The 24,885-nt window shown below is 28.6% G+C and carries 21 protein-coding genes and 1 pseudogene; 5 read left to right on the forward strand and 17 right to left on the reverse strand.

Annotated features, from left to right (window positions below):
* Positions 1-23 precede the first annotated feature (23 nt).
* From B5E92_RS01410 to B5E92_RS01425, 4 genes are all read right to left on the reverse strand, one after another.
* Entirely contained in the window at positions 24-590 is a 567-nt protein-coding gene (locus tag B5E92_RS01410) for a DUF2232 domain-containing protein (RefSeq protein WP_087298636.1), read from the reverse strand.
* 140 nt (positions 591-730) lie between these two features.
* Positions 731-2,206 (reverse strand): 6-phospho-beta-glucosidase, encoded by a 1,476-nt coding sequence (ascB, locus tag B5E92_RS01415; protein WP_087298637.1) that lies wholly within the window; start codon positions 2,204-2,206, stop codon positions 731-733.
* Positions 2,207-2,392: 186 nt separating this feature from the next.
* Positions 2,393-3,784 (reverse strand): ROK family protein, encoded by a 1,392-nt coding sequence (locus B5E92_RS01420; RefSeq protein ID WP_158095176.1) that lies wholly within the window; start codon positions 3,782-3,784, stop codon positions 2,393-2,395.
* Positions 3,777-4,442 carry an HAD family phosphatase gene (locus tag B5E92_RS01425; protein WP_087298639.1) on the reverse strand — a complete coding sequence of 222 codons (666 nt, stop codon included), beginning with the start codon at positions 4,440-4,442 and terminating at the stop codon, positions 3,777-3,779. Before B5E92_RS01425 ends, B5E92_RS01420 begins: the two co-directional genes overlap by 8 nt.
* A 138-nt stretch (positions 4,443-4,580) precedes the next feature.
* Here B5E92_RS01425 and B5E92_RS01430 point away from each other — a divergent pair, with 138 nt between their 5' ends.
* Complete coding sequence (locus B5E92_RS01430; protein ID WP_158095177.1) at positions 4,581-5,342, forward strand: DeoR/GlpR family DNA-binding transcription regulator; 762 nt, start codon at positions 4,581-4,583, stop codon at positions 5,340-5,342.
* A gap of 23 nt (positions 5,343-5,365) precedes the next feature.
* On the opposite strand, the gene B5E92_RS01435 is transcribed toward B5E92_RS01430, so the two are convergent.
* From B5E92_RS01435 to B5E92_RS15885, 6 genes are all read right to left on the reverse strand, one after another.
* Positions 5,366-6,247: a radical SAM protein gene (locus B5E92_RS01435; protein ID WP_087298641.1), complete on the reverse strand. Its 882-nt coding sequence runs from the start codon at positions 6,245-6,247 to the stop codon at positions 5,366-5,368.
* Positions 6,248-6,375: 128 nt separating this feature from the next.
* The gene (locus B5E92_RS01440; RefSeq protein ID WP_239406369.1) at positions 6,376-7,929 is read right to left on the reverse strand and encodes a putative ABC exporter domain-containing protein; all 1,554 of its coding nucleotides are present in this window, start codon (positions 7,927-7,929) and stop codon (positions 6,376-6,378) included.
* Positions 7,913-8,623, reverse strand: a complete 711-nt coding sequence (locus tag B5E92_RS01445; protein ID WP_087298643.1) for an ABC transporter ATP-binding protein — start codon at positions 8,621-8,623, stop codon at positions 7,913-7,915. The genes B5E92_RS01440 and B5E92_RS01445 overlap by 17 nt, the downstream gene beginning before the upstream one ends.
* Before the next feature lie 148 nt (positions 8,624-8,771).
* The gene (locus B5E92_RS01450; protein ID WP_087298644.1) at positions 8,772-10,172 is read right to left on the reverse strand and encodes an ROK family protein; all 1,401 of its coding nucleotides are present in this window, start codon (positions 10,170-10,172) and stop codon (positions 8,772-8,774) included.
* 2 nt (positions 10,173-10,174) lie between these two features.
* Complete coding sequence (locus B5E92_RS15880) at positions 10,175-10,570, reverse strand: HAD family phosphatase (RefSeq protein ID WP_087298645.1); 396 nt, start codon at positions 10,568-10,570, stop codon at positions 10,175-10,177.
* Complete coding sequence (locus tag B5E92_RS15885; RefSeq protein WP_087298646.1) at positions 10,543-10,830, reverse strand: HAD hydrolase-like protein; 288 nt, start codon at positions 10,828-10,830, stop codon at positions 10,543-10,545. The genes B5E92_RS15880 and B5E92_RS15885 overlap by 28 nt, the downstream gene beginning before the upstream one ends.
* Positions 10,831-11,476: 646 nt before the next feature.
* On the opposite strand from B5E92_RS15885, the pseudogene B5E92_RS01470 reads away from it, so the two are divergent.
* A pseudogene (locus tag B5E92_RS01470) lies at positions 11,477-12,226 on the forward strand (Abi family protein).
* A 464-nt stretch (positions 12,227-12,690) separates the two neighbouring features.
* Here B5E92_RS01470 and B5E92_RS01475 read toward each other — a convergent pair.
* From B5E92_RS01475 to nrdD, 6 genes are all read right to left on the reverse strand, one after another.
* A complete protein-coding gene (locus B5E92_RS01475; RefSeq protein WP_087298649.1) occupies positions 12,691-13,611 on the reverse strand; it encodes a ParB/RepB/Spo0J family partition protein in 921 nt (306 codons plus the stop codon).
* On the reverse strand, positions 13,601-14,371 hold the full coding sequence (locus tag B5E92_RS01480) for a ParA family protein (RefSeq protein WP_087298650.1): 771 nt from the start codon (positions 14,369-14,371) through the stop codon (positions 13,601-13,603). The genes B5E92_RS01475 and B5E92_RS01480 overlap by 11 nt, the downstream gene beginning before the upstream one ends.
* A gap of 16 nt (positions 14,372-14,387) precedes the next feature.
* Positions 14,388-15,245, reverse strand: a complete 858-nt coding sequence (locus tag B5E92_RS01485) for a phosphatidylserine decarboxylase (RefSeq protein ID WP_087298651.1) — start codon at positions 15,243-15,245, stop codon at positions 14,388-14,390.
* Positions 15,242-15,856 (reverse strand): phosphatidylcholine/phosphatidylserine synthase, encoded by a 615-nt coding sequence (locus tag B5E92_RS01490; RefSeq protein ID WP_087298652.1) that lies wholly within the window; start codon positions 15,854-15,856, stop codon positions 15,242-15,244. The genes B5E92_RS01485 and B5E92_RS01490 overlap by 4 nt, the downstream gene beginning before the upstream one ends.
* A 301-nt stretch (positions 15,857-16,157) precedes the next feature.
* Entirely contained in the window at positions 16,158-16,670 is a 513-nt protein-coding gene (gene nrdG / locus B5E92_RS01495; protein ID WP_087298653.1) for an anaerobic ribonucleoside-triphosphate reductase activating protein, read from the reverse strand.
* 2 nt (positions 16,671-16,672) lie between these two features.
* Positions 16,673-18,832, reverse strand: a complete 2,160-nt coding sequence (gene nrdD / locus B5E92_RS01500; protein WP_087298654.1) for an anaerobic ribonucleoside-triphosphate reductase — start codon at positions 18,830-18,832, stop codon at positions 16,673-16,675.
* 323 nt (positions 18,833-19,155) lie between these two features.
* Here nrdD and B5E92_RS01505 point away from each other — a divergent pair, with 323 nt between their 5' ends.
* Positions 19,156-19,842: a PIG-L family deacetylase gene (locus B5E92_RS01505; RefSeq protein ID WP_087298655.1), complete on the forward strand. Its 687-nt coding sequence runs from the start codon at positions 19,156-19,158 to the stop codon at positions 19,840-19,842.
* A gap of 60 nt (positions 19,843-19,902) precedes the next feature.
* Here B5E92_RS01505 and B5E92_RS01510 read toward each other — a convergent pair whose 3' ends face one another.
* Complete coding sequence (locus B5E92_RS01510) at positions 19,903-21,471, reverse strand: AAA family ATPase (protein ID WP_087298656.1); 1,569 nt, start codon at positions 21,469-21,471, stop codon at positions 19,903-19,905.
* Between the two features lie 941 nt (positions 21,472-22,412).
* Here B5E92_RS01510 and B5E92_RS01515 point away from each other — a divergent pair.
* Both B5E92_RS01515 and B5E92_RS01520 read left to right on the forward strand, forming a co-directional pair.
* A complete protein-coding gene (locus tag B5E92_RS01515) occupies positions 22,413-23,426 on the forward strand; it encodes a PTS transporter subunit EIIC (RefSeq protein ID WP_087298657.1) in 1,014 nt (337 codons plus the stop codon).
* Positions 23,427-23,428: 2 nt separating this feature from the next.
* Positions 23,429-24,604, forward strand: coding sequence for a MalY/PatB family protein (locus B5E92_RS01520; protein WP_087298658.1), 1,176 nt, complete (start codon positions 23,429-23,431; stop codon positions 24,602-24,604).
* Positions 24,605-24,885: the final 281 nt, after the last annotated feature.

Genomic DNA, 24,885 nt, shown 5'->3' on the forward strand with positions numbered 1-24,885 from the left:
AGTAATATCATTATACATGAATTTTATTTTCTTTTCATCATTTTAACTATCAATAACCCAGAATACACCCTAATAATGTAGGATTCACAAATAATCATTAAAATCCATAAAACTACAAACATAACTATCGGGTTTAATATTCCCTGTAAAAAAGGTATCACATTAATAATTCCTTGATAAATTTCTAGCCCTTCTTTGATAACATCAATTCCAAGCAGACCACTAAGAATAAAAAAAACAACTATATTTTTTATAGCTGATATAAAAATTAAACCATATTTACTAAAATTAATACTTTTTTGATGTTTTAAACAATAACCATAAAAAATTCCCATCAACAAAGTACAACTTGTAAAAAAAGTAAAAAACAATTCACCAGCTAAAAACAAAACAAAAAATGTCGTTATCAAGACAATCAACCCAGCTTGATAATCATAAATATACGTATAATAAGTTAAAATAACTACCATTACATAGGTAAAAAGAACATCAAATAAACTCCCTGTATACATATTAATAATTCCTAATACACCAAATAGCGACGCTAACATCGCTCCTTGCGTCATCATTTTTATTCGGCCACTATTCATTTTCGTCCTCCTTAAACTATAACGATAGTCTTTATAATAGTTTAAAAGATTATATCACAATCAATTCCTATCATCAATTAACCATCAATTAACCATCAATAAGCAAATATCAACAAAAAAAGAATACCCCTAAGGATATTCTAATCTTCAAACAAACAAGCACCATTTGTCTCAATAACTTTTTTATACCAGTAAAAACTTTTTTTAGGAATTCGTTTATAGGTACCATTTCCATAATCATCCACGTCAACATAAATGAAGCCATAACGTTTAGACATTTGTTTAGTTGATTCTGATACCAAATCAATACATCCCCAAGACGTATATCCTAAACATTCAACTCCATCTATTTCAATAGCATTTAACATTTCTCTAAAATGAGCATCAAAATAATCAATTCGATATTGATCATCAATTGTACCATCAGGTAGTACTTCATCTTTAGCTCCTAAACCATTTTCAACAATAAATAGCGGTTTACGATAACGGTCATATAAATCAACCATTGAAATTCTTAAACCAATTGGATCAATTTGCCAACCCCAATCACTAGTTGGAATATAGGGGTTTTTAATTGCGGTCATTGTATTAGCTGCTGTTTTCTTTAAACCCTGATCATCTTTAGCAACACAACTGCTTGAATAATAACTAAATGACACGAAATCAACTGGATATTTTTTCATGATTTCATCATCACCAGGTTCCTTAACAATTTCGACCCCTTCGTTTTTAAATTTAGCTAATAAATACGCTGGATATTCTCCAAATACTTGAGTATCACTATAACAATAAGTACTACGCATATCTTGTTGGGCTTGCAATACATCTTCTGGCTTACATGAATATGGATAATAAGTTAATTTTGTCAACATACATCCAACCATTGAACCAGGAATTATTTCATGACATATCTTTGTTGCAAGGGCACTAGCTACAAATTGATGATGCATTGATTGGAAAATAATCTGATTCCAATTCACATCTTCTGGAAAACGGTCTCTTACTAAGCCACCTGTTGTATAAGGATGACGAATCATACTGTCGACTTCATTAAATGTTAGCCAATATTTAACTTTATCTTTGTAACGAGTACAGATTGTTTTAACAAATTTTTCAAAAAATCCAACTAATTTACGATTATACCAGCCATTATATTTCAATACTAAATTAAGTGGTGGTTCATAATGTGACATTGTAACTAATGGTTCGATTCCATATTTTAAACATTCATCAAATACATTATCATAAAATTTTAAACCTTCTTCATTGGGCATTTCATCGTCACCATTAGGAAAAATTCTTGACCAGGCAATTGACAATCTAAATACCTTAAAGCCCATTTGGGCAAACATTGCAATATCTTCTTTATAATGATGATAAAAATCACTACCATGACGTTTTGGATATAAAGATTCATCATCAGTAGCTAATGCTTCTTCAATATCCTTACTAGTAATTTCATTTTGTTTAGCGTAATCTTGAACATCAACATCTAAATGCGAACGAGCACAATCTGATACTGAAATTCCTTTTCCGCCTTCTTTCCAGCCACCTTCTACTTGATTAGCAGCAGTAGCTCCTCCCCATAAAAATCCATCAGGAAATTTTCTTGTCATATTATTTGACCTCCTTATTTTCTATCCTTATATATCTTAGCATTTCAAATTTTTTTTGCCTGTTTATTTCATGAGATGAAACAAAATTAATATATAATATAGATACTAATCGAATTTTACTTATCTAGAGGATTTTATCAGACTGTTATTCTAAGTCATCAATTTTAAACATTATATCAAAAATAATTAATTACATTCTCTTATCGCTAGAATGAAACTGCCAATAAAACAATAATCTTGTAAATAATCAATCCGGACTATTTTTGGACAATAATCTTTAGGTAAATATTTAATCAATTCATTTTTTAACTTATCCAAATCTAAAAGAGAATTACATATAACTACTAATTCAGGAGCTATTGTAACTATACACAAAAGAACCTCATGTACTAAAAGTTCAATTGTCCCTTTAACAGTTTTATTAAGTTCAAAACGGCTTTTTGATAACTTTAGCGGCATAAATTGTACCTCACCACTTAATGAATGACTACCAACAAGCAGTCGATCATTAACTATATGTCCCATTCCAGCATTAGTGCTAACCGGTTGAAAAATAACAGAAATATTATGGTAGTTATTTTGACAAGCATGGTACCCTACAGCTGCAGCATTTACATCATTACATAAGATAATCTTTTGGCGATATCTTTTTCCAAAAGCCTTTTTTAGATCAATTCCATCAATCATACCTGAAAGTTTCATAACATCTACAATTCCATCATTGATTATTCCTGGCGTTGCTATAGAGATAATATCAATATGAGTATGTTTAAGTGTCATCGTATCGACAATATCAAAAATATCTTCAATAATAACATGATTCTTTATTATTTCTCCATCTTCAAGAACCTTATTATTTCGGTCAAATAAACGATATCCAATATGAACTCTAAGACTATTTCTAATCAATACTAAAGTTAATATTTCACCATGGTTACAAGTAATTTCCCCTAATGTTAAAACTTCATGTTCTTTTTTATACTCGGCAACTTGAACTTTTTCAATTAAATCAATCATTTTGCTTACATCATATTTCGCAAAAACCTGTGTAGGGATCTTTAATACTATTTTATTAGGCAGTTGTTCTTGAAGTGAAGCATGTTGATATGAAATCTGTGGTGCCAATAAAATAATATCATAATTCTCTGCTGCCTCTATTAATTTATTAAAAGCAACTGCTTCAAATTTAAAGTCTTTATCAAAAAGTTTAGCACACTCATTTAATTTCATGGCAAAAAAACCAGTCGTTAATCCACCACTACAACTAAGTAATATTTTTACTTGTGGTCGATTTACAAGAGTTTGAATTATTTCTAACATTTCATTAAATAATTCTAAAGCATGTTTCATATTTTTCATTTGAAAATGTAGATAAAATTCATCAGTGTGCAAATATGTATTAGACACTTTAAATTCAAAAAGCTGCATATTATAGTAATTAATTTGACTATGACTATACGCCGTTTTAATAATTACCGATTTATCTTCGACTTTAACTTGCATATTTTCATTAAAATCATAGGCTTTAATGTATTTCCAAAAAATATCAGCATTAATTTCTTTTAAAAACTCATCCATTTCCATTGACCTGTTCAATATAATCTTTGACACAAGATAAATCAGGATAAATCTTTGTAGCTAATAAACAATGTTCATGATCAGGCTGTTTCATATCTGGTATACAAATAACACTTATTTTTGCATTATGAGCCGCTTCGATTCCAGCTTCACTATCTTCAATAACAAGAGCATCCTCGGGATTTATACTAATTTTTTTACAAGCAGTTAAAAAAACATCAGGAAATGGTTTACTTCTTTCAACTTCATCACCAAAAACAAAATCATCAAAATAACCTGTCAACTTATGTTCATTTAAAATTGTTAAAGCTCTTTTTTTAACACTAGAAGTAGCTAAACAAATATAAATATCTTTATTTTTTAAGTAATTCATTAAATCTTTTATACCCGCTTTTAAAGCTACTCCATCTTTATCAACATAATATTGTTCTCTTTCTCGAAAAAAAGCACATGCATTATCAATATCATATTCAAGATTATAATGTTTTTTAAAAAAATTCATTGTTGTCACCAATGTTTTACCAGGACAATGTTCAATATAATCATCTTTAGAAAAACTTATATTATAATTTTCAAGAAAATCTCGATAACATTCATACGAAATATACTCACTATCAACAATTACTCCATCAAAATCAAAAATAACACCTTTTATCATTTTATAACCTCCATCGCTATCTTTTTACACTAATAATTATACGATTTGCTTTTTTTCTTTCAATATTTGGCGATAATATCGAAAAACAAACATATTTAAGCCTATAATATGATTGAAAACAATCAAAAGGAGAAAAATATGATTCCTAAGGAAAGACAAGATGCAATTTTAGAGACCTTAAATAACAAAGGATATATTTCTGTAGAAGAGTTATCAAAAAAACTATATGTTAGCTTAGCTACTATTAGACGTGATCTTAACGAATTAGAAAAAAATGGTTTTCTTAAAAGAACTCATGGTGGTGCTTCTTTTATTAGTCAAGACCACATGATTACTTCTATTGACTATCGAACTAATTGGAACAGTGAAGAAAAAATCAAAATAGCAAAAAAAGCCGCCTTGCTAGTTGATAATGGTATGAATATTTTTATTGATTCTAGTTCAACAACTCTTTGGCTTGCTCAAGAACTTGCCAATAAAAAAGATTTGAACGTTTTAACAAATAATGTCTCAATTGCTCAAATCTTATCAAAAGATGAAACTAATCATGTTGAAGTGGTATGTGGCACTTATAATTATAAACATGGGAGTATTTTCGGTAATGATGCTGCTAATTATATAGCTAAAAGACATGCTGAAATCTTGTTTGTCTCTGCTAGCGGTTTTAATAGTAACGGAGTATCAACAAAGACTAAACGTGATATTGCAACAAAACAAGCATTTCAAAAATGTTCTGATTTAACAGTATTATTAATGGATCATACTAAATTCAATGAAATCAATTATTATTTAGTATATTCTTATGAAGATATTGATATCGTAATTGTAGATCAAGAACTCCCTGAGAATTTATTAACATTATGTAAAAAGCATAAAATTAATGTTATTGTTGTTAATTAAAAGAACTTCATAAATAAAGTTCTTTATTCGATATCATCAAACAAACTTAATTGAATATTTTCATGCTTATTTTCATATTTTTTTAAATAATCAAATATTTGATTATTATCATGAACTATGCCATTAGCCTGACACGTTTGATGAAATAATTGCATTAATTCATTGTTATTAGGGCTATTTAGCTGGTATTTCACCCCATAGGTCTTAATATATTTTTCTTTCATACCAGGAAATAAGTGGTCTAACTGTTGATAAAAATATTCTCGGTTTCCTTTGCGAAGAGTAACTCCCATGCCAAAACAAATTATGCCATAGACTTTAGCTTCAATGCAGTAATCTAAGATCCCTTTGATATTTTCTTTAGTATCATTAATAAATGGTAAAATTGGACAAAGCCAAACAACCGTCGGAATGCCTGCTTCATGCAATTTTTTTAACACTGCAACTCGCTCTTTAGTTGTACTTACATTGGGTTCGATTTTTTTACATAAATTTTCATCACAAGTTGTCAATGTCATTTGTACTACACATTTGGTTTTATTATTAATCGCTGTCAATAAATCCAAATCTCTTAATACGCGATTTGATTTTGTTATTAGAGTAAAACCAAAACCATATTTATAAGCTAACTCCAATGCTTTTCGAACATGTTTTAATTCATTTTCAAGAGGAATATAAGGATCACTCATCGATCCGGTAGCCAACATACATTTTGAACGTTTTCTTTTAAGATTATTTTCCAATAATTCAAGGGCATTTGCCTTAACTTCAACATCCTCAAAATCATGATCCATACAGTAACACTCACTTCTTGAATCACAATATATGCAGCCATGCAAACAACCGCGATATAAATTCATGCCATTTGTCGAAGACAAAATTCCCTTAACATTTTTAAAATGCATAAAACTCCTCCTATAGATAATTAATTATATCTAGCTTTTTATAATACATCAACAACTATAATTATAATAATATTTAAGACTTGTTAGATAGTAATCAACCCAACAAGTCTTTAGTTTATCTATTAAGATTATTTATCATTCAATTCCCAGCCGTTCATCATATCACGACAATAATAAAGTATTAATAAACTAATTACTAAATTCACAATTAAACTAACATAACTTCCAAGTACTAACAATACTTGCGAATCTATACTAGTAACCACAAATGCTAAAATTATAGTACTAGGAATTGCTGCTATCATCATCAAAATTATCGTCATGATAGTCTCAAAAAAACTTGAAGAAAGATTTTTAAAAAACTTAAGTGATAAGATAGTTCCACTAATGATAATTCCTGTATATCCTAAAATAGTCATAAAATATGTTATTATAACACCTAACCCATGATGGTAATAAATGCCAACTATTAAAAAGGCAAAAAACGCATAAACAAACACTTTAATAAATGTTGGTATTGTTACGGCAAGAAGCTTTTTAAAAGGATTTTCAGGAATTAAATAAATTTGATAGTTTTTCATATCTCTAGCTAATTCAGACTGTCGAATCGCTGTAAATACCCAAAGTATAACCCAGTATATAAATAATTCTAAATCAGCTTTTAAAAATATCGTAATTGCAATATATATACCTAAAGTAACAATATCATTTTTATTGATCAATTCATTTCCTTTTCTCATAATTAAGAAGTTTTTTGACAAGATAGCCCAGGCACCTTGTTTAAATTTACCAGTAATTTTGGTTTTTACTTTTTGATTACTGATTGATCTTTGATTTCCTTCTTTAGCAGCTTTCATTACTTTAGGATATTCGAAACCATCTTGTAAGGCTTGTTCATAAAAGTCACCTTGATATTTGATAAATGCATAATAAATCAAAACTGTTGTAATTAAAAGTAACAAGAAAGTTAGTAAAGTGATTAAAAAATTCTGTTCAATAAATGACACTAAAATTAATCTGATCCAGCCAAATATTGGAATGACATAAAATAAATCTGATTTAATCAAATTAAGTAATAAATTATTATAATCACCTGTTTGTAAATATACCAGCCCCACTACCACTAGGACTAGAATTATTATTATTGCTGGGATGATTTTAGAATATTTACGATATTTACGATCACCAATTGATAATACATATAAATAATCACTTAATATCAAAAAGCAAAAAAATGCTATCATAGAAACAACTGCTGTTAAAATCATAAACCCTAAACTTACAGTTACAATCGTTGAAAAGAAAACAAATATCATAAAACAAATCAAAGTTAAATACAATGATTGAGATAAATTTTGAAAAGTTAAATAGGTCATGATTTGCGTTTTAGTAAATGGTCCAGTAAATAGATAAAAGGCATCTTCACCAAAAAATAATGCTTTTCTAGATGACATAAAAGTTGAAAAAATCAAAATAGCTAAAAAACCAATGTAGATTAAAATCATAATATTTACTAAAGGATTATTTTGCATTGATGCACTAGTATTTCCAATCATTGTCCCTAATCCTAATAAATAAATTAATCCAGTGAATATAATAATAATACCAGCCGCTTTATTTTCAAACAACTCACGAATAGAACCTTTAGTTTTTAATATTTTCAATTTAATTAACGGTTTCATCTTGTTTACCATCTGTTGCTTCAAAGAAATATTCTTTTAGCGTTTCATCATGTAAATTTTCTTTACAAACATGATTAATAATTTTTCCTTTATCCATAATATAAGCTTCATCATAAATATCGTTGATAATATCAATAATATGAGTGCTAATCAAAATGGCACAACCTTGTTCTTTGAGTGTTTTAAATATTTCTAATACAGTTTCAATACTTGCAGGATCTAATCCTACCATTGGTTCATCCACTAATAAAGCTTGGGGTTTAATCATCAATGCTAATAGCATACTTAATTTTTGCTTCATTCCTTTAGATAACTCTTTAGCTAAACGATTCTTTTTTTCACTTAATTTAAACAAATCTAAATAATAATCCGCTATTTTTTGATAATTATTAATTCGGTAAGCATTACCAATAAAATCAATGTGTTCTTTAACTGTTAAAACATCGTATAAAACTGGTGTTTCTGGAACATAGCCAAAACACCTTTTTGCTTCAACAGTATCGTTATAGTATCCACAAATTTTTATTTTCCCATCAAATTCTAATAAATTAGCAATACTTTTTATCGTAGTTGACTTACCAGCCCCATTAGGTCCAAGTAAAATAGTTATTTTCCCCGGCTTGGCAACTATACTAACATTATCTGCTGCTTTAAAACTATTATATCTTTTACATAAATCAATTACTTCGATCATAAAAATTCCCTCCTATTTCTATTATAAAGTAACTAACACCAACTGTATATGCAACTTAGCTATATTAATATTTATTAAGAAAATATTTTTCATAAACAAAAAAGGTAGTAATCAGCATGTTAGTGATTTGCTACCTTCATTCGATATATTATTTGTCATCGCCACACTCGCGAATCGCCAAGATAAAACTTCCAATAAAACTATAATCTTGCAAATAGTCTATTTTTGTTATTTTAGGACAATAATCTTTTGGTAAATATTTAAGCAATTCATTTTTTAATTCATCTAAATCAAAAAGAACATTACAAATAACTATTAACTCAGGAGCAACTGTAACAATACATAAAAGTACTTCCTGGGTTAAAAGTTCAATTGTTCCTTCAGCGGTTTTATTAAGTTCAAAACGACTTTTTGATAACTTTAATGGCATAAACTGCACTTCACCACTTAATGAGTTATTACCAACGTGTAACTGATCATTAATAATATTTCCTATCCCTGCATTAGTTCCAACTGGTTGAAATATTACTGAAATATTATGATAATTATTTTGACAAGCGTGATACCCTACAGCGACTGAGTTAACATCATTGCAAAGAATTATTTTTTGGCGATAATGTTTATTTAAAGCATCTTTAATATCAGTACCATCAACCATCCCTTCTATTTTCATAGTATCAACAATTCCATTATTTATAATTCCTGGGGTAGCAATTGCAATTGCGTCAATGTGCTTATGTTTTAACATCATTGTGTCGATAACATCACAGATATCATCAACTGTCAGATAAGTTTTAATTATTTCACCATCTTCTAGTATTTCATTATCCCGGCCAAACAAACGATATCCAATATGAATTCGAACACTATTTCTAATTAAAGCCAAAGTAAGGATTTCACCATGTTTACGAGTAATTTCACCTAACGTTAAAACTTCATGTTTTTTTCTATATTCTTTAATCTGTGTTTTTTCAATCAAATTTAACATTTTACTAGTATCATATTTTGCAAAAACTCGAGTTGGTATTTTTAAAACTATTTTATTAGGAAACTGTTCTTGAACGGTGGCATGCTGGTAAGAAATTTGTGGCGCTAATAAAATAACATCATAATCTTTAGCAACTGTCGATAACTGATCAAAAGCCACTGCTTCGAATAAATAATCTTTTTGCAATATTTTAACACTTTCATTTAATTTCATTGCAAAAAAACCAGTAGTTAAACCGCCACTACAACACAATAATACTTTAGTTTTTGGTTTATTTACTAATGTTCCGATAATTTCTAACATCTCCTCAAATAATTCGAGGGCATGTTTCATATTTTTCATTTGAAAATGCAAATAAAATTCATCTTCATGACTATATGTATTTGATACTTTAAATTCAAATATTTGCTGATCATAAGCATTGATTTCACTATAACTATATGCTGTTTTAATAATAATTGTTTCATTAGTGACTGTAACCTGCATATTATTTTCATATTGATAATTTCTAATATACTGCCAAAAAATAGCAGCATTTATTTCTCTTAAAAATTCATCCATTATTATCCCACCGTTTCAATATATTTTATTATATTTGTTAAATCTCTATAAATGTTACAAGTCATTAACTGATATTTATCATCAGGATATTTCATATCTGGTATACAAATCACTCTAATTTTTGCATTGTAACCTGCCTCGATCCCAGCTTCACTATCTTCAATTACTATTGCCTCATTTTTTTGAACATTAATTTTTTTACAAGCCTTTAAAAACACATCTGGAAATGGTTTCCCTCGTTTTACTTCGTCCCCAAAAACAAAAGCATCAAAATATTTTGTTAATTGATAATTATCTAAAATTGTTATTGCACGCTTTTCTACACTAGAAGTGGCCAAACAGATAGCAATTTTTTTACTAACAAGATAATCTAATAATTCTTTAACTCCTTTTTTAATGGTACACCATCTTTATCTAGATAGTATTGCTCTCTATTTCTAAAATACTGACAAGCCTGATCAATATCAATATCTAAATCATAAAATTCTTTAAAGAAATTCATCGTTGTGATTAATTGTTTTCCTGGGCAATATTTTATATAGTCCTCTTTTGTAAAAATAATATTATAAGTTTTTAAAAAATCACGATAACATTCATATGAAATATATTCACTATCAACAATTACACCATCAAAATCAAAAATAACTCCTTTAATCATTGTTTTTTTCTCCCCTAACTCTATATATTAATTATAAACTATGTTTATTTTCTATCAAGAATTACTACAAAAATTTAAAATAAAGAAAAAGATTAAACCAGTAATTTTGTCTAATCTGTATAATAAGAAAACAACTATTTAAAAATAAATATATTTTAAATACATTAAACACCTAAAAATACATCATATTGATAAACGATTTGTAACCATGCAAAATTTATGCTATCATTTTATTAATCATTTAAATACAACCATCTTGGTACTTACTTATATTATAAATAGAAAATAATATTTATCCTTTCATTTATTTACGTATATTTCTAATTAACTTCCTTTATATCAAAATAATTCATTTTTAACCTCATAAAATCTATTTTTTATCATATCAAAAACATAAAATATAATAATTGATTCAAGACTTCAGAAACAAAACTAATCGTTTAGTAAAATATAGATTACTTCATATTGAACTATTGACATTGCCCCAATTAATGGTATATTACTTGAGTACGAAAAATCTCGAGTTACCCGTTGGGGCTCGAGACTTTTATTTTTTAAGAGAATATTTATGATAAGAGAATATAAAACATTTGAACAACAAATTGAAATTTTAAAAAATCGAAATTTGATTATAAATGATGAAAGCATGGCAAAAGAAATTTTGACCATTCACAATTATTATAACGTGATAAATGGCTATAAGGAGTTATTTTGTTGCAGAGATGAAAATAATAACGAAAATTTTATAAATGGTACTACTTTCGATGAGTTATACGCACTATATTGCTTTGATAGAGAATTGTGTTCTATAATTTTTAAATACACTTTACAAATCGAAAATACATTGAGGACCTTAATTTCATATGTATTTTCTAAATATCACGGTGTTGAAAATTAAATGCGATATTCTAATTTTGATTATATAAAATATGATGCTGCATCAAAAATTAAAGTAAGCAACAGAGCTAAACATATCAATGAGTTAATTTCTAAGATTCAAATGGATCTTGCACAAGCCACTTTAAAAAAGGACTATATAAATCACTATGTAGTAAAGCATGGTTATGTTCCTTTATGGGTATTAGTTAACACCATATCTTTTTCAAGACTATCTACCTTTTATAAACTTATGAAACAAAAAGAACGTATCGAAGTTTCACAACATTGGGATATAATGGAACAAGATTTATCATCATATATTGAAGTCCTTGCTTATTTTAGAAACCTATGTGCGCATGATGATAGAATTTATAATGCCAAGTGCAAAAAATTGATTTCAAACACTCCCTACCATGAAAATTTACAAATACCTAAAAATGATAAGAATCAACACATTTGTGGTAAAAATAATATATTTTCAGTCCTAATCATATCCAAAAATTTTATTACCTCCTGAAGAATTTAATACCATGTTTAATAAAATTAGTGGTAGATTAACAAGTCTATCTAAAAATTGAAAACAATACCAATATCTGAAATATATAATCAAATGGGATTATCTAAAAATTGGAATCTTATTAAAAAAATATAAAGTCCTAAGCCCACGCGGGTAACTTAGGATCAATAATATTATTATTCAAAAGGAGTAATAATATTCGTAAAAATACAAAGCATAAATTATTATAAAAAATAAATAATACATCTTTAGACATATATTATGTATTTAAATCTAGTTATAGAAACACGTTCAATAAATAAAAGAGCATGTTTTATTTAGTCCTAAAATATTCTTTCAACTTTTTCTTTTTTTATTAAATTTTTTATCTTTATTAATCAGTTTAATTAATAATAGCAATACAATAAATCAATAATTTTATAACATTAAAACGTGTACCAATTTGATACACGTTTTAGCCAATATTAACTCTCTTCAATAACACCCATTAATTCTAAGATTCGATTTAAATCTTTGATATCAGTATATTTAATTGTTAAAGCTTTATCATCAACTTTAATTTTTGTTCTAAATTTTTTACGCAATAAATCTTCAACATATTTATACTCTTTAGGTTTTTCAACTTTAGGTTGATTTTTACGAGTTTTTCCTAATTCAATTCCCTTTACAATATTTTCAACATCACGAACAGATAAATTTTCATTAATACATCTATCAGCAATACTCTCAGCTTTTTCTTTTGATAACGTAATTAAACAACGAGCATGCCCCATTGTAATTTTACCTTCAAGAACGTAGTTTTGAATTTTATCTGGTAATTGTAATAATCTAAGAGTATTAGCAATATAACTTCTAGATTTCCCAATTCTCTTACCTAATTCTTCTTGAGTAAGCTCTAGTCTTTCCATCATTTGTTGATAAGCACGAGCTTCTTCAATTGAATTTAAGTCTTCTCTTTGAATATTTTCCAACAAAGCAATTTCCATCATTTGCTGATCAGTAAAATCAACAATAATTGCAGGGATTTCTGTTAATCCAGCTATTCTCGCCGCACGACATCGTCTTTCACCAGCAACGATTTCATATCCTTGAATAGAACTTTTTAAAATAACCGGTTGAAAAACCCCATGTTCTTTAATTGAAACCGCTAATTCTTGAAGCTTTTCTTCATCGAATAATTTTCTTGGTTGATATGGATTAGGACGAATTTCATCTAACGATACTAACACCTGTTTACTTGCAGGAGTATTATTTTCAATATCATCAATTAAAGTTGTAATATCGCCACCAAATATAGCATCTAACCCTTTACCTAAACGCTTGTTTTTAGAATTTGTATTTGTATTTGTAGTTTTTTTAGTCTTTTTTGTTGTATTATTTGGCATTTCGTTTACACACCTCTTTTGCAAATTCTCGATAAGAACGGGCTCCTTCAGAATTATTATCATAATCAAAGATAGCTAATCCCTCAGATGGCGCTTCAGATAATTTAATATTTCTAGGTATAACAGTTTTATATACTTTTTCTTTAAAATACTTTCTTACTTCTTGAGAAACTTCAACCCCTAAATTAGTTCGTTGATCTAACATTGTTAAAAGGATCCCTTCAATTGTAAGCTTAGGATTAAACACACTTTGTGTTAATAATACTGTATTTAATAATTGTGTTAAACCTTCCAAAGCATAATATTCGCATTGAACTGGGATCAATACCGAATCACATGCTGTTAATGCATTAGTATTTAATAACCCTAGTGCCGGTGGACAATCAATGATTACATAATCATAATTTTTCTTTACTTTATTAAGAGCGTTTCTTAATCGTTGTTCACGCCCCGATTTTACATTAGCCAATTCTAAATCTGCACCAGCCAAATCAATACTCGCCGGTGCTACATCAAGGTTAGCAATATATGAAGGAACAATGACATCTTTCATATCACATTCTTCAACAATTATATTATAAGTTGATAATTCAATATTATCACGATCAATTCCAATCCCTTGAGTTGCATTTGCCTGAGGGTCCATATCAATAAGAAGAACACGATATTTAGTATTTGCCAAAGCTGCAGCTAAATTAATACTCGTTGTTGTCTTACCAACGCCCCCCTTTTGATTTGTAATTGCAATTATTCTTGTCATTATTTGGCCTCCTTCATTACTTCTTACCTATACTCTCTCCTAATTTTACTACTGTTTCTTTGTCATTAATAGTATTTTTAACAATATCCTCATCAATAATTGCTTGATTTTCTTTTAACAATATAACTACAGTTGAACCACCAAATTCAAAATATCCTTTTTCTTCACCACGATAACATTGTTTTTTAGGATAATTAACAATTCTACCAACCATCATAGCTCCAACTTCCATTTGAACCATTTTACCAAATTTTTTTGATTCAATAACTGTGTAACTACGAGTATTTTGTTTATAAATAGGATAATAATCATTAGCAATTGGATTAACGGTATGAAATTTCCCGTTAATAAATTTATTTCCAATAATTTTACCATCATCAATATAATGATAACGATGATAATCGTCAACTGTCAATCTAAATACAAGCCAATAACCGTTTAAATATTCATTAGCTAATTCTTTATCTTCTAATAATTCTTCTAATAAATAACTAGTATCTTTAATAGTAACACGACACTTATCATCGATACGATAACAACTTAATTTAGCATCTGCTGGGCTAATTAAAACATTATCATCTTTGCTATAAGGTCTTTTGCCTGGTAATATTTTTCTTGTAAAAAAATCATTATAACTAGTAAATTGACGATTTTCAAATTGTGACATATCAATATTGTTTTTTTCAATAAATGATTTGATTTGCCATTTAGAAAAACGTGAATTCATATACCAGCCACCTAAATTACTTACAAACCGGCAAACAAGAATTTTTAAAGCACATCTACCAAGAAATGTGCCATAAAGTTTCTTTAAAAAATTATTTTGACTTTCCCCATTAGTTTGAATATTTCCTAAACGATCAACTACTATCATTTTACCACCATTATTTGAATCAATTCCACGATTACTAATACCCCTAAAGCCGCTAATCCTTTTGATTGCACTTTTGGAACTTTAAAATCAACAATAAACAAAATTCCGGTAATCAACATCAATGCACCATAAAGATAATCCAGACTAAATACAACATAGCGAAGTGCATAAGCCATCGGTAAGATAAATGATGATGTTGTTACTGGTAAACCTTGATAATATTTTCTTTTTTCATTTGTCTCTTTTTGACGTGTTTCCTCTTGAACATTAAAATAAGCCAATCTAATTACAGCCGCTAAAACATAGAAAATTTCAATTGCTAGCCAGCCAATAGAACTCAAGCCTACATTATATCCTAAAATTGCCGGGAAAACTCCAAAAGCAACTAAATCACATAAAGAATCTATCTGGATTCCAAAACGTTTTTCCTCTTCTGTACGATTTTTCTTACTTCGTGCTACCATTCCATCAAAAGTGTCACAAATCCCACACATTATTAAACAAATAAAAGCCCACTGATACATACCATTAAATGATAAATGGATTCCTGCCATTGCAAAAACCAGTGATAAATATGTAAGAATAACCGTATAACTATAATATCCGATCATTTTTCCTGCTCCCTAATAAAAAATTTCAACAAAAACAGTATAGCACATATTTAAATAATACGATACAAAATTAAGCTAAATTTAGGTTTCTATTATATCAAAGTTTAAATCCTAATCAACCAAAAACAGTCGATTCTACCACATTTTTATTCATATTAAAAAAGAATAGTTACTATTTAAACTCAATTATATTAACCTCAAGGAGTCATTATATCATAAAAAATATCATTTACCATCTTAGATAAAAAAATTTTATCGCTAACTTTTCATTAAAATAAGCAGTCTACTTAAAGTAAACTGCTTATCGATAATAACGACTTGGCTGATACAATACAACCTTATTTTGTTTAAGCGAAGTTTGAACATCAATAATTCTTTGATTAGATGAACCACGAAATCTAAGTTTTCGATCACTTAAATGATCAACATATGGTCCATCAACCAAAACATCGATATAAGGTAAAATCAAAACATCAAATTCTTGAATTTTTTCATATAGAAATGCTGAATATAGCCAAACTGTTCGATCAGGACATTCTTTTTTTATTCTTTTTAATAAATCAGCAACATCATAGCGATTTTCCTTTTCTAAAGGCTCACCACCTAAGATAGTAACACCATTAATATGGGGCTGATTAATCAGCTTAATTAACTCATCAGCAATCTGTTGATCAAATTCCTTTCCACCACAAAAATCCCATGTTTCAGGATTAAAGCAGTTTAAACAATGCTGATGACACCCTTGAACATACAATGAAACTCGAATACCTTCGCCATTAGCTATATCAATTTGTCTTATTTGTGCGTACCTCACAATTATTCTCCATATAAATGATTATCTAAATGAACGAAACGTTCTGCAATTTCCTGAGTTCTTCCTTGATTCCAGAAGTTATCACCTAGATATCCACATGTTCTACGACAAACGTTTAATGTTTTGTGATTTCTATTGCCACAGTTTGGACAATACCATTCACGATTTTCATCTAATAAAATTTCACCGTCAAAACCACATTCTTGACAATAATCTGATTTTGTATTAATTTCAGCATATTGAATTGTTTCATACATATAATCTATCAATGCTGATAAGGCATCTAAATTTTGTGACATGTTAGTAACTTCAACATAACTGATAGCACCACCAGAAGATAATTTCTGGAATTTAGCTTCTACTTCTAATTTACTAAAGGCATCAATATGTTCACGAACATTAACATGATATGAATTAGTTAAGTAATCCTTATCAGTTACTCCTGGAACAATTCCAAAACGTTTTTTCAATGCTCTAGCAAAAGTATAAGTAGTTGATTCAGCTGGAGTACCATATAAACCAAAACCTAAACCAGTTTCTTCTTTCCAGCTATCACAAGCTTCTCTTAAACGTTCCATGATTTTTGTTGCTAATTCATTTCCTTCTTTTGAAGTATGAGTTTGACCAATTAAAGCAACAACACATTCATATAATCCAATATATCCAAGTGAGATAGTTGAATAACCATTTTCTAATAATTTATCAATTTTTTCTCCAGATTTTAATCTTGCAAGAGCTCCATAACGCCAATGAATCGGACTTACATCAGCAATTGTTCCTTTTAAGCTTTCATGACGTAATAATAATGCTTCTTTACATAATTCCAATCTTTCATCAAGAATTTTCCAAAAATTATCAAGATTGTGATCTGCAGATAAACCAGCATCAGCTAAGTTTAAAGTAACGACACCTTGGTTGAAGCGTCCATACCATTTATATTCACCATTTTCATCTTTCCATGGTGATAAAAAGCTACGGCACCCCATACAAGGGAATACTTGACCTTCATAATTTTCACGCATGATTTTAGCTGAAATAAAATCCGGCATCATTCTTTTAGCAACACATTTAACAGCTAAATCAGTTAAATAACGATATTTACTGTCTTGAGGAACATTATTATCATCTAATACATATAATAGCTTTGGAAAAGCTGGTGTTACATATGCCCCAACTGGGTTTTTCATTCCTACATAGCGTTGTCTAAGTGTTTCTTCAATTAACATTGCTGTTTCTTCAATATATTCGGGTTCTTCTTTTAAATACATAAAGACAGATAAAAATGGTGCTTGTCCATTAGTTGTTGAAAAAGTATTGATTTGATATTGAATTGTTTGAATACCAGCTTTGATTTCATCTTTTAATCTAGATTTAGCTATTTTTTCAATTTGTTCATCGCTATAATCAATACCAATCATTTTACCTTCATTGATAACGTTCTTTTTATGTTTTTCATAACTAATTCTTACATATGGTGATAAGTGCGCTAATGAGATTGTTTGCCCACCATATTGTCCGTTTGCTACTTGTTGGACTATTTGAGTAGCTACCGTACAAGCAGTTTGTAATGATTTTGGTGTTTCAATTAATTTATCATTTATTACTGTACCTTGAGCGAACATATCTTTTAAATTAACTAAGTCGCAATTATGCATTTTTTGAATATAGTAATCCATATCATGGAAATGAATGATTCCATCATCATGAGCTTGAACGATTTTTGGTGGTAATAACAATCTTCGACAATAATCTTTTGAAAACTCACCAGCAATCAAATCTCTTTGAGTAGCTAAAACGGTCGCATCTTTATTAGAATTCTCTTCCATAGCTTCTTTATTAGTTTGATTTACGATGCCATAAATTTCATTATCGATAGTGTTGGTTTCTCGTTGAAACTCTCTAACTTTTCGATATCCTTCATAAGCTTTAGCAGTTAAGATCTGCCCTTTTTCAATTAATTTTTCGAACACTTGTCCTTCAATACGATAAATTGAAATATCACCATCGCTATAACGATGCCATTCTTCAATTTCTCTTGCAATATCTTTAGCACATTGTTCATCAATAATTCCACTACCGCATTTCATTGCTTTTAAAATAGCGTTTTCTATTTTTGTTGCATCAAAATCAACAGTGTGGCCGTTTCTTTTTATTACTCTCATCATGTTCCCTCCTAAAATTACAAATCCTATCTTATCATTAAAAAAATCATTTTGATAATGATATGCACCTTTACTTAGAAATTTTTTAACCAAAACTTAATCCAATCTATAACATAAATAAAAAATTTAAACCTCAACAAATCCCAACTATAACATATTATCTTGTTTAAATCACTACTTTTTTATATTTAATTTTTCTTACCATCTTAAAGTATATCCTTTTAAAAACAGGTTAAACTAACTTTATAAATAATTAAGTAATACTTAATTATTGTTTAGAAACCTTTAATTTCATTAATAACTTGCTATGTTAAAATAAAATCATGAAAAAATTAATTATTATTATATCTTTAATCCTTTTTACTGCTTGTAGCAATACTAATCATAGTAATGCTATTCATCAAGATCTATTCGATCAAATTGATATAAACAGTTATCAAAACATTATGATCGTTGCCCATCCTGATGATGAAACAATCTGGGGCGGTATGCATCTTATCAAGGATAAATATTTAGTAATCTGTTTAACTAATGGTGACAATAAAACTCGTGCTAAGGAGTTTAATGATGTAATTAAACAAACTAAGGGTACGGGAATTATTCTTGACTATCCTGATAAAACAAACGGTAAACGGGACGATTGGAAAAACTCACAAAAAAATATTAAAAACGATCTTAACTATTTGTTACAAAAACAGACATTTTCAAAAATTGTAACTCATAACCCCAGTGGTGAATATGGTCATCAGCATCATAAAATGACTAGTTCTATTGTTACAAATATTGCCAAAGAATTAAACAAAACTAATTGTTTATATTATTTTGGAAAATATTACAAAAAAACTAGTCCAATGTTGTCAATGAAACCTACTTTTAATGAAGAATTGTTGAAACAAAAAAATCAATTACTCTCAATATATTCGTCGCAAGATAAAGTTTGTCAGCATTTACAACATATGAATGCATACGAGAATTGGATTAGCTACCAGGAATGGTACTTCAATTCGTAAAGTACACATATAACAACAAAAAAACTACCCGATATAATTTTGGGTAGTTTTAAACTTCTACTAATTCCTCTTGTTTGTTATTCTTTCGATATGACAAATATGTTCCTTGCTTTCCCTATTATAAGTTATTCCTATAATTAATAGATTATCCTGATATCGATCCAACGCTTTAGGATATTTCTTCTCTTTGATTTGTGTAATCGCTGTTTTAACATCCTGATCCCATTTTAATTCAACTATCATGGCCGGTTTATCATATCTTGGTATAAATACTAAATCAGCAAATCCTTTTCCCGTTGGCATTTCTCTAATAATCGTATAATGATCTCTGGCTGTAATATAAGCCAATGACAATGTATATGCTAAGGCATTTTCATTGTTATAAGTTAATATTGATGTATCCAGATGAGCTTCTTCAATATATCTTGCTACCGCTTTTTCGTCTTTTCTCCATGTCGCTTCCAGCAGTTCTCGACTATTCAATAATGCCTTTGTCGTTTCCTGCCAGTTAGAATCTTCTATGGAATCAATAAAACTGGTAGATACTTCCTTGTTAGGGATATAACATGTGTGATCATAACTGTTATACCCTAAATAGCCTAAGTGTATCAAAAGTGTCAATACATCATCTTTTGATTTGAATGTTGTCATATCATTTTGAAACTTACTCGTATTAACATTGATGCTCTCTCCAGATAACAATTGAATGATATTATCCTTCAAGCCATCAAAGTTCATATCAATATAAACCTGCAAAGCTTCATAGGTCTCTGTTGATGTCCAGTAGTTTTCATATTTTCTATCCATAAGGGCATAAACAACAGAACGATGATTATAGACAGAGATATCCTTTGACATCATATAACCATCATACCATTGCTGCATTTCATTATAATCCATATTATATTTTTTACATAAATCATGTACTTCTTCTTCAGTAAAGCCCATAAAGGATTCTAAAGGTGTTGCATTCAACATCGATATTTCCTTAAACATATTTAACGCACTATGAGTCCCATATTTTTTAATTGGCAATATTCCCGTCATATAGGCAAGTGATACATAAGGTTTATCTTTCAACAGATTTCGTAAAAAATCTAGATACACTTTTTGTGAACTTTCATCTTCTTTGTATTCTCTAAAAATACAGTCCCATTCATCGATAATAAAGATAAATCCATTATTAGTTTCACTATATATTTTATTAAAATATATGAATAATGTTGGTATTGTTGGTCTAACCTTAAATTCTTTTTCTAGTTCTTCACTAATCATTATTCGTAGCATTTCAAGCATTTCATTAATATCATGACTAATACTTAAGAAGTCCTGCATATTTATATGAATGACATGATGTTTGTTAAGATGTTTTAAATACATCTCGGTTTGACTAATTTTTAAGGAATCAAAGATATTATGTGAATCACAACCCTTTGAATAATAGGCTACAAGCATATTGGCATCGGTGCTTTTTCCAAAACGTCTTGGTCTTGATACACATACATATTTTTTTGACGCTTTTTTTATACATTGATTTAATTCATTAATCAGCATTGATTTATCTACAAATATTGTATCATTAAACGTTTCTGTATATAAAGCATTTCCCGGATTTAAATAAATTCCCATGTTCTTCACCCGCCTTGTATATATATTGTACCATTTTATCTAATATCTGGCACTGATTTTTTATTTGCTAATGCAAAAATCTAAAGTAAAAAATTAAATTCCATTTTAAAATGATGAAAGTGGAACTTAGTCTTTCTCATAATTCCAGTTGATTGGTAATCACCACTATTCTTAAATAAACATAATTTCCTTATTTTTTTGAATATCTCATTATCTCTTGTTATTTGTCTATTCAAAAAATCCTTTAATATTTCTGCTATCTATCCGATGCACTTTTTATCAGCTGCTAACTTCCATCTTCATGAACTATCATTAACAAAAAGGACCGATAATTTTACCGGATCCTTTCTAATTTGATTATTGATCATTTCTTGTTTGTTATTCTTTCGATATGACAAATATGTTCCTTGCTCTCCCTATTATAAGTTATTCCTATAATTAATAAATTATCCTGATATCGTTCCAACGCTTTTGGATACTTCTTTTTCTTAATTTGCGTGATTGCAGTTTCAACATCCTAATCCCATTTCAATTCAACTATCATTGCTAGTTTATCATATCTTGGAATAAATACTAAATCAGCAAATCCTTTTCCCGCCGGCATTTTCCGAATGATCGTATAATGCTCTCTGACTCTACCCCAAATACAAAGGAGGAATGTTTGTAAATAATAAGTTTATTGAAATTTTGTTAAATGAATTTTTTAGTATCTTATTTTCATTCGACATCCTCCATCTTGGAACAAGGGTTAAGCAAATTGTATCATCAACTAGGTTACACAGGCATAACATCTCCTGATACTAAAAAACCAAAATAATTTTAGTATTTATGTTCTGCTGTAATTACGATTTTAATTTTTCACTTTACGAATTGAAGGAATGGTACTAATCCTTTTTACTTTTATAAAAATATTTACTATACTTATTTAAAGGAGGATTTTTATGAAGATCGAAAAAATAACTAACAGTCATATTATTCAATCTATCAACAATTCATTTCCTGCTCTTTTTTTAGTTTTAAATCTAGCTTCAATTTGTCTATTAATAAATAATTTCTCTTCATCTTTACTTGCTAGTAAAATATGTTTGTTGATTATTACTCTCCTACCTTGTTTTATAGCAGTTGTATTAAGTTTCTATCTAACTAATAGAATTGAATATTGTCTATTTGCTTTTATCATCTTAATTATCACTAAACAAAACAACATCATTAGTGCCTATCTTATCGCTATAGTATTATATTATCTAAACTATATTTTTGAAAAATATTTGCTTAATTATCATTTTATTAAAGATTTACCAAAATTTGTTGAGGATTCAGTTAAAAAGATTATCTTAATATTAAGCTTTATTGTAATCACTTTTATCGCCTTACAAATCAAAATAAACTTAGATTGGCTATCTTTATTCGATTTACCGATCACTTGTATCCTAATCATTTTTCTTTACTGCCTGCTTTTTTATTTTGGTTATCATCCAGCTTTATTATTAGCTTTTCTTGGTCCGATTCAATTATTATTTTTAAGCGAAAATATTCAGGCCGCTTTACTTAATTTACCATTAGAACATTTATTTACTCATGGAACGATGTCAGCTTTTGCAAATATGTCTGGTACTGGGGTTACTATTGGTATTGTCTTATTATCAAAAAAATTAGCTCCTAGCAGTTTAAAAGCAGCCTGGTTTGGTGTAAATGAAAATGTTATTTTTGGCTTGCCAGTAACAAAAAACAAAAAAGCTTTTTTACCATTTGTTATTGGTGGCACGATCCTTGGCAGTTTCCCATTTGTTTTAATGGCATTAGGCTATTTAAACAAGCCTATTTTTGATGCCCCATATCTAGGTATTTTTATTGAGGGCTTTTTAGTTAACTTTGATTATCGAAGCATCATTGTTAATCTGATCCAAATTGGTGGATCATTACTATTTTGGAAATTTTTATATAGGGAGAATTAAACATGAAATATAACTTTGATCAACTAGTCAATCGAAAAAATACTTACAGCAGCCAATGGGATTATATCGCTGATCGATTTGGTCGTGATGATATTTTACCCTTTTCTATCTCGGATACTGATTTTATCATCCCTAAACCAGTTACAAATGCTTTAAAAGAAGCTACCAAAATGGAAATTTTTGGTTATACGCGTTGGAATCACGATGACTTTAAAAATGCAATTTGTAATTATTTTAAAAAACATTTTAATACTTTAATTAATCCTGACTGGATCATTTATAGTCCATCGGTTATGTATAGTTTATCATTATTAATGTCTTTGCTTACTAACCCAAACGACTATGTTGCGACCTTTTCACCAATGTACCCTGATTTTGAAGATGCGATTATTAATCATCATTTACAGCCAGTTCGTATTAAATTAAATAATAATGGCGGTTATTATACCATCGATTTTAAAGCCGTAGAAGATGCTTTTAAAAAATGTAAAGTCTTCTTACTATGTTCACCTCATAATCCTACTGGACGAGTTTGGGACAAAGATGAATTATTAAAAATAATTGAATTAGCTAAAAAATATGGTGTAAAAATCATCTCTGATGAAATACATATGGACATCGTTTATCATAAAACGCATTATCCAATTGTTTCTTTTTTAGATCAATATTCACAATTATATCTAGTCTCTTCTGGTTCTAAAACCTACAATTATCCAAGTCTTGGTGGTAGTTATGCTTTTATTAGTGATCCTGAGATTAAAAATAACTTTTTAACAATAACTAAACATCGTGATTTTGTAAACTCAGCTAATTATATGGGGATGATGGCATTAATTAGTTCCTACAATGAAGCCAACGATTATCGCCAACAGCTAGTTGCCTACTTAAATGAAAATATGAACATAATTGAAGAATATATTAATAATAATTGTTCACCATTAAAATTTATCAAACCAGAAGCAACTTACTTGGCCTGGATCGACTGTCGCCAATTACCATTTACCAGCAAACAGCTACAACATGCCCTAGTAAACATTGGTAAAGCGGGAATTATGCCTGGCAATACTTATTTTGAAGATGGTTATTTAAGAATGTGCGTTGGCTGTAGTAAAGATAAATTATTAGAAGGCTTAAAGCGATTAAAAATAAGTATTGATTACTTAAACTATAATAAATAAAGCGCTTACTTTTATCATTGAAATAAACATGTTAAAATAGATAAAAATTATATTAATGAGGGGATAGACATGAAAAAATATTGTGGTAAATGTGGTGCTAAATTAAATAAGAAGGGATTATGCCCTAATTGTGATAAACAAGCAATAAGTAAATCAAAGCAAAAATTAAAAAAGTACAGTATTTGATTTTTAATAACTTTTTTAGTACTCGTAATATTATTTACGGGAATCACTAGTACTTTAGTTTATTTTGGCATTATTGATTTTCCGATTATTAGTGA

Origin of the sequence: Erysipelatoclostridium sp. An15 (genome assembly GCF_002160675.1) — a bacterium.
Lineage (GTDB): Bacteria > Bacillota_I > Bacilli_A > Erysipelotrichales > Coprobacillaceae > Thomasclavelia > Thomasclavelia merdavium.

Excerpts from the sequence above, each read along its gene's own strand:
- B5E92_RS01410 (WP_087298636.1), bottom strand. The coding sequence starts at position 590 with ATGAATAGTGGCCGAATAAAAATGATGACGCAAGGAGCGATGTTAGCG.
- ascB (WP_087298637.1), bottom strand. The coding sequence starts at position 2,206 with ATGACAAGAAAATTTCCTGATGGATTTTTATGGGGAGGAGCTACTGCT.
- B5E92_RS01420 (WP_158095176.1), bottom strand. The coding sequence starts at position 3,784 with ATGGATGAGTTTTTAAAAGAAATTAATGCTGATATTTTTTGGAAATAC.
- B5E92_RS01425 (WP_087298639.1), bottom strand. The coding sequence starts at position 4,442 with ATGATAAAAGGTGTTATTTTTGATTTTGATGGAGTAATTGTTGATAGT.
- B5E92_RS01430 (WP_158095177.1), top strand. The coding sequence starts at position 4,581 with ATGATTCCTAAGGAAAGACAAGATGCAATTTTAGAGACCTTAAATAAC.
- B5E92_RS01435 (WP_087298641.1), bottom strand. The coding sequence starts at position 6,247 with ATGCATTTTAAAAATGTTAAGGGAATTTTGTCTTCGACAAATGGCATG.
- B5E92_RS01440 (WP_239406369.1), bottom strand. The coding sequence starts at position 7,929 with ATGAAACCGTTAATTAAATTGAAAATATTAAAAACTAAAGGTTCTATT.
- B5E92_RS01445 (WP_087298643.1), bottom strand. The coding sequence starts at position 8,623 with ATGATCGAAGTAATTGATTTATGTAAAAGATATAATAGTTTTAAAGCA.
- B5E92_RS01450 (WP_087298644.1), bottom strand. The coding sequence starts at position 10,172 with ATGGATGAATTTTTAAGAGAAATAAATGCTGCTATTTTTTGGCAGTAT.
- B5E92_RS15885 (WP_087298646.1), bottom strand. The coding sequence starts at position 10,830 with ATGATTAAAGGAGTTATTTTTGATTTTGATGGTGTAATTGTTGATAGT.
- B5E92_RS01475 (WP_087298649.1), bottom strand. The coding sequence starts at position 13,611 with ATGCCAAATAATACAACAAAAAAGACTAAAAAAACTACAAATACAAAT.
- B5E92_RS01480 (WP_087298650.1), bottom strand. The coding sequence starts at position 14,371 with ATGACAAGAATAATTGCAATTACAAATCAAAAGGGGGGCGTTGGTAAG.
- B5E92_RS01485 (WP_087298651.1), bottom strand. The coding sequence starts at position 15,245 with ATGATAGTAGTTGATCGTTTAGGAAATATTCAAACTAATGGGGAAAGT.
- B5E92_RS01490 (WP_087298652.1), bottom strand. The coding sequence starts at position 15,856 with ATGATCGGATATTATAGTTATACGGTTATTCTTACATATTTATCACTG.
- nrdD (WP_087298654.1), bottom strand. The coding sequence starts at position 18,832 with ATGAGAGTAATAAAAAGAAACGGCCACACTGTTGATTTTGATGCAACA.
- B5E92_RS01505 (WP_087298655.1), top strand. The coding sequence starts at position 19,156 with ATGAAAAAATTAATTATTATTATATCTTTAATCCTTTTTACTGCTTGT.
- B5E92_RS01510 (WP_087298656.1), bottom strand. The coding sequence starts at position 21,471 with ATGGGAATTTATTTAAATCCGGGAAATGCTTTATATACAGAAACGTTT.
- B5E92_RS01515 (WP_087298657.1), top strand. The coding sequence starts at position 22,413 with ATGAAGATCGAAAAAATAACTAACAGTCATATTATTCAATCTATCAAC.
- B5E92_RS01520 (WP_087298658.1), top strand. The coding sequence starts at position 23,429 with ATGAAATATAACTTTGATCAACTAGTCAATCGAAAAAATACTTACAGC.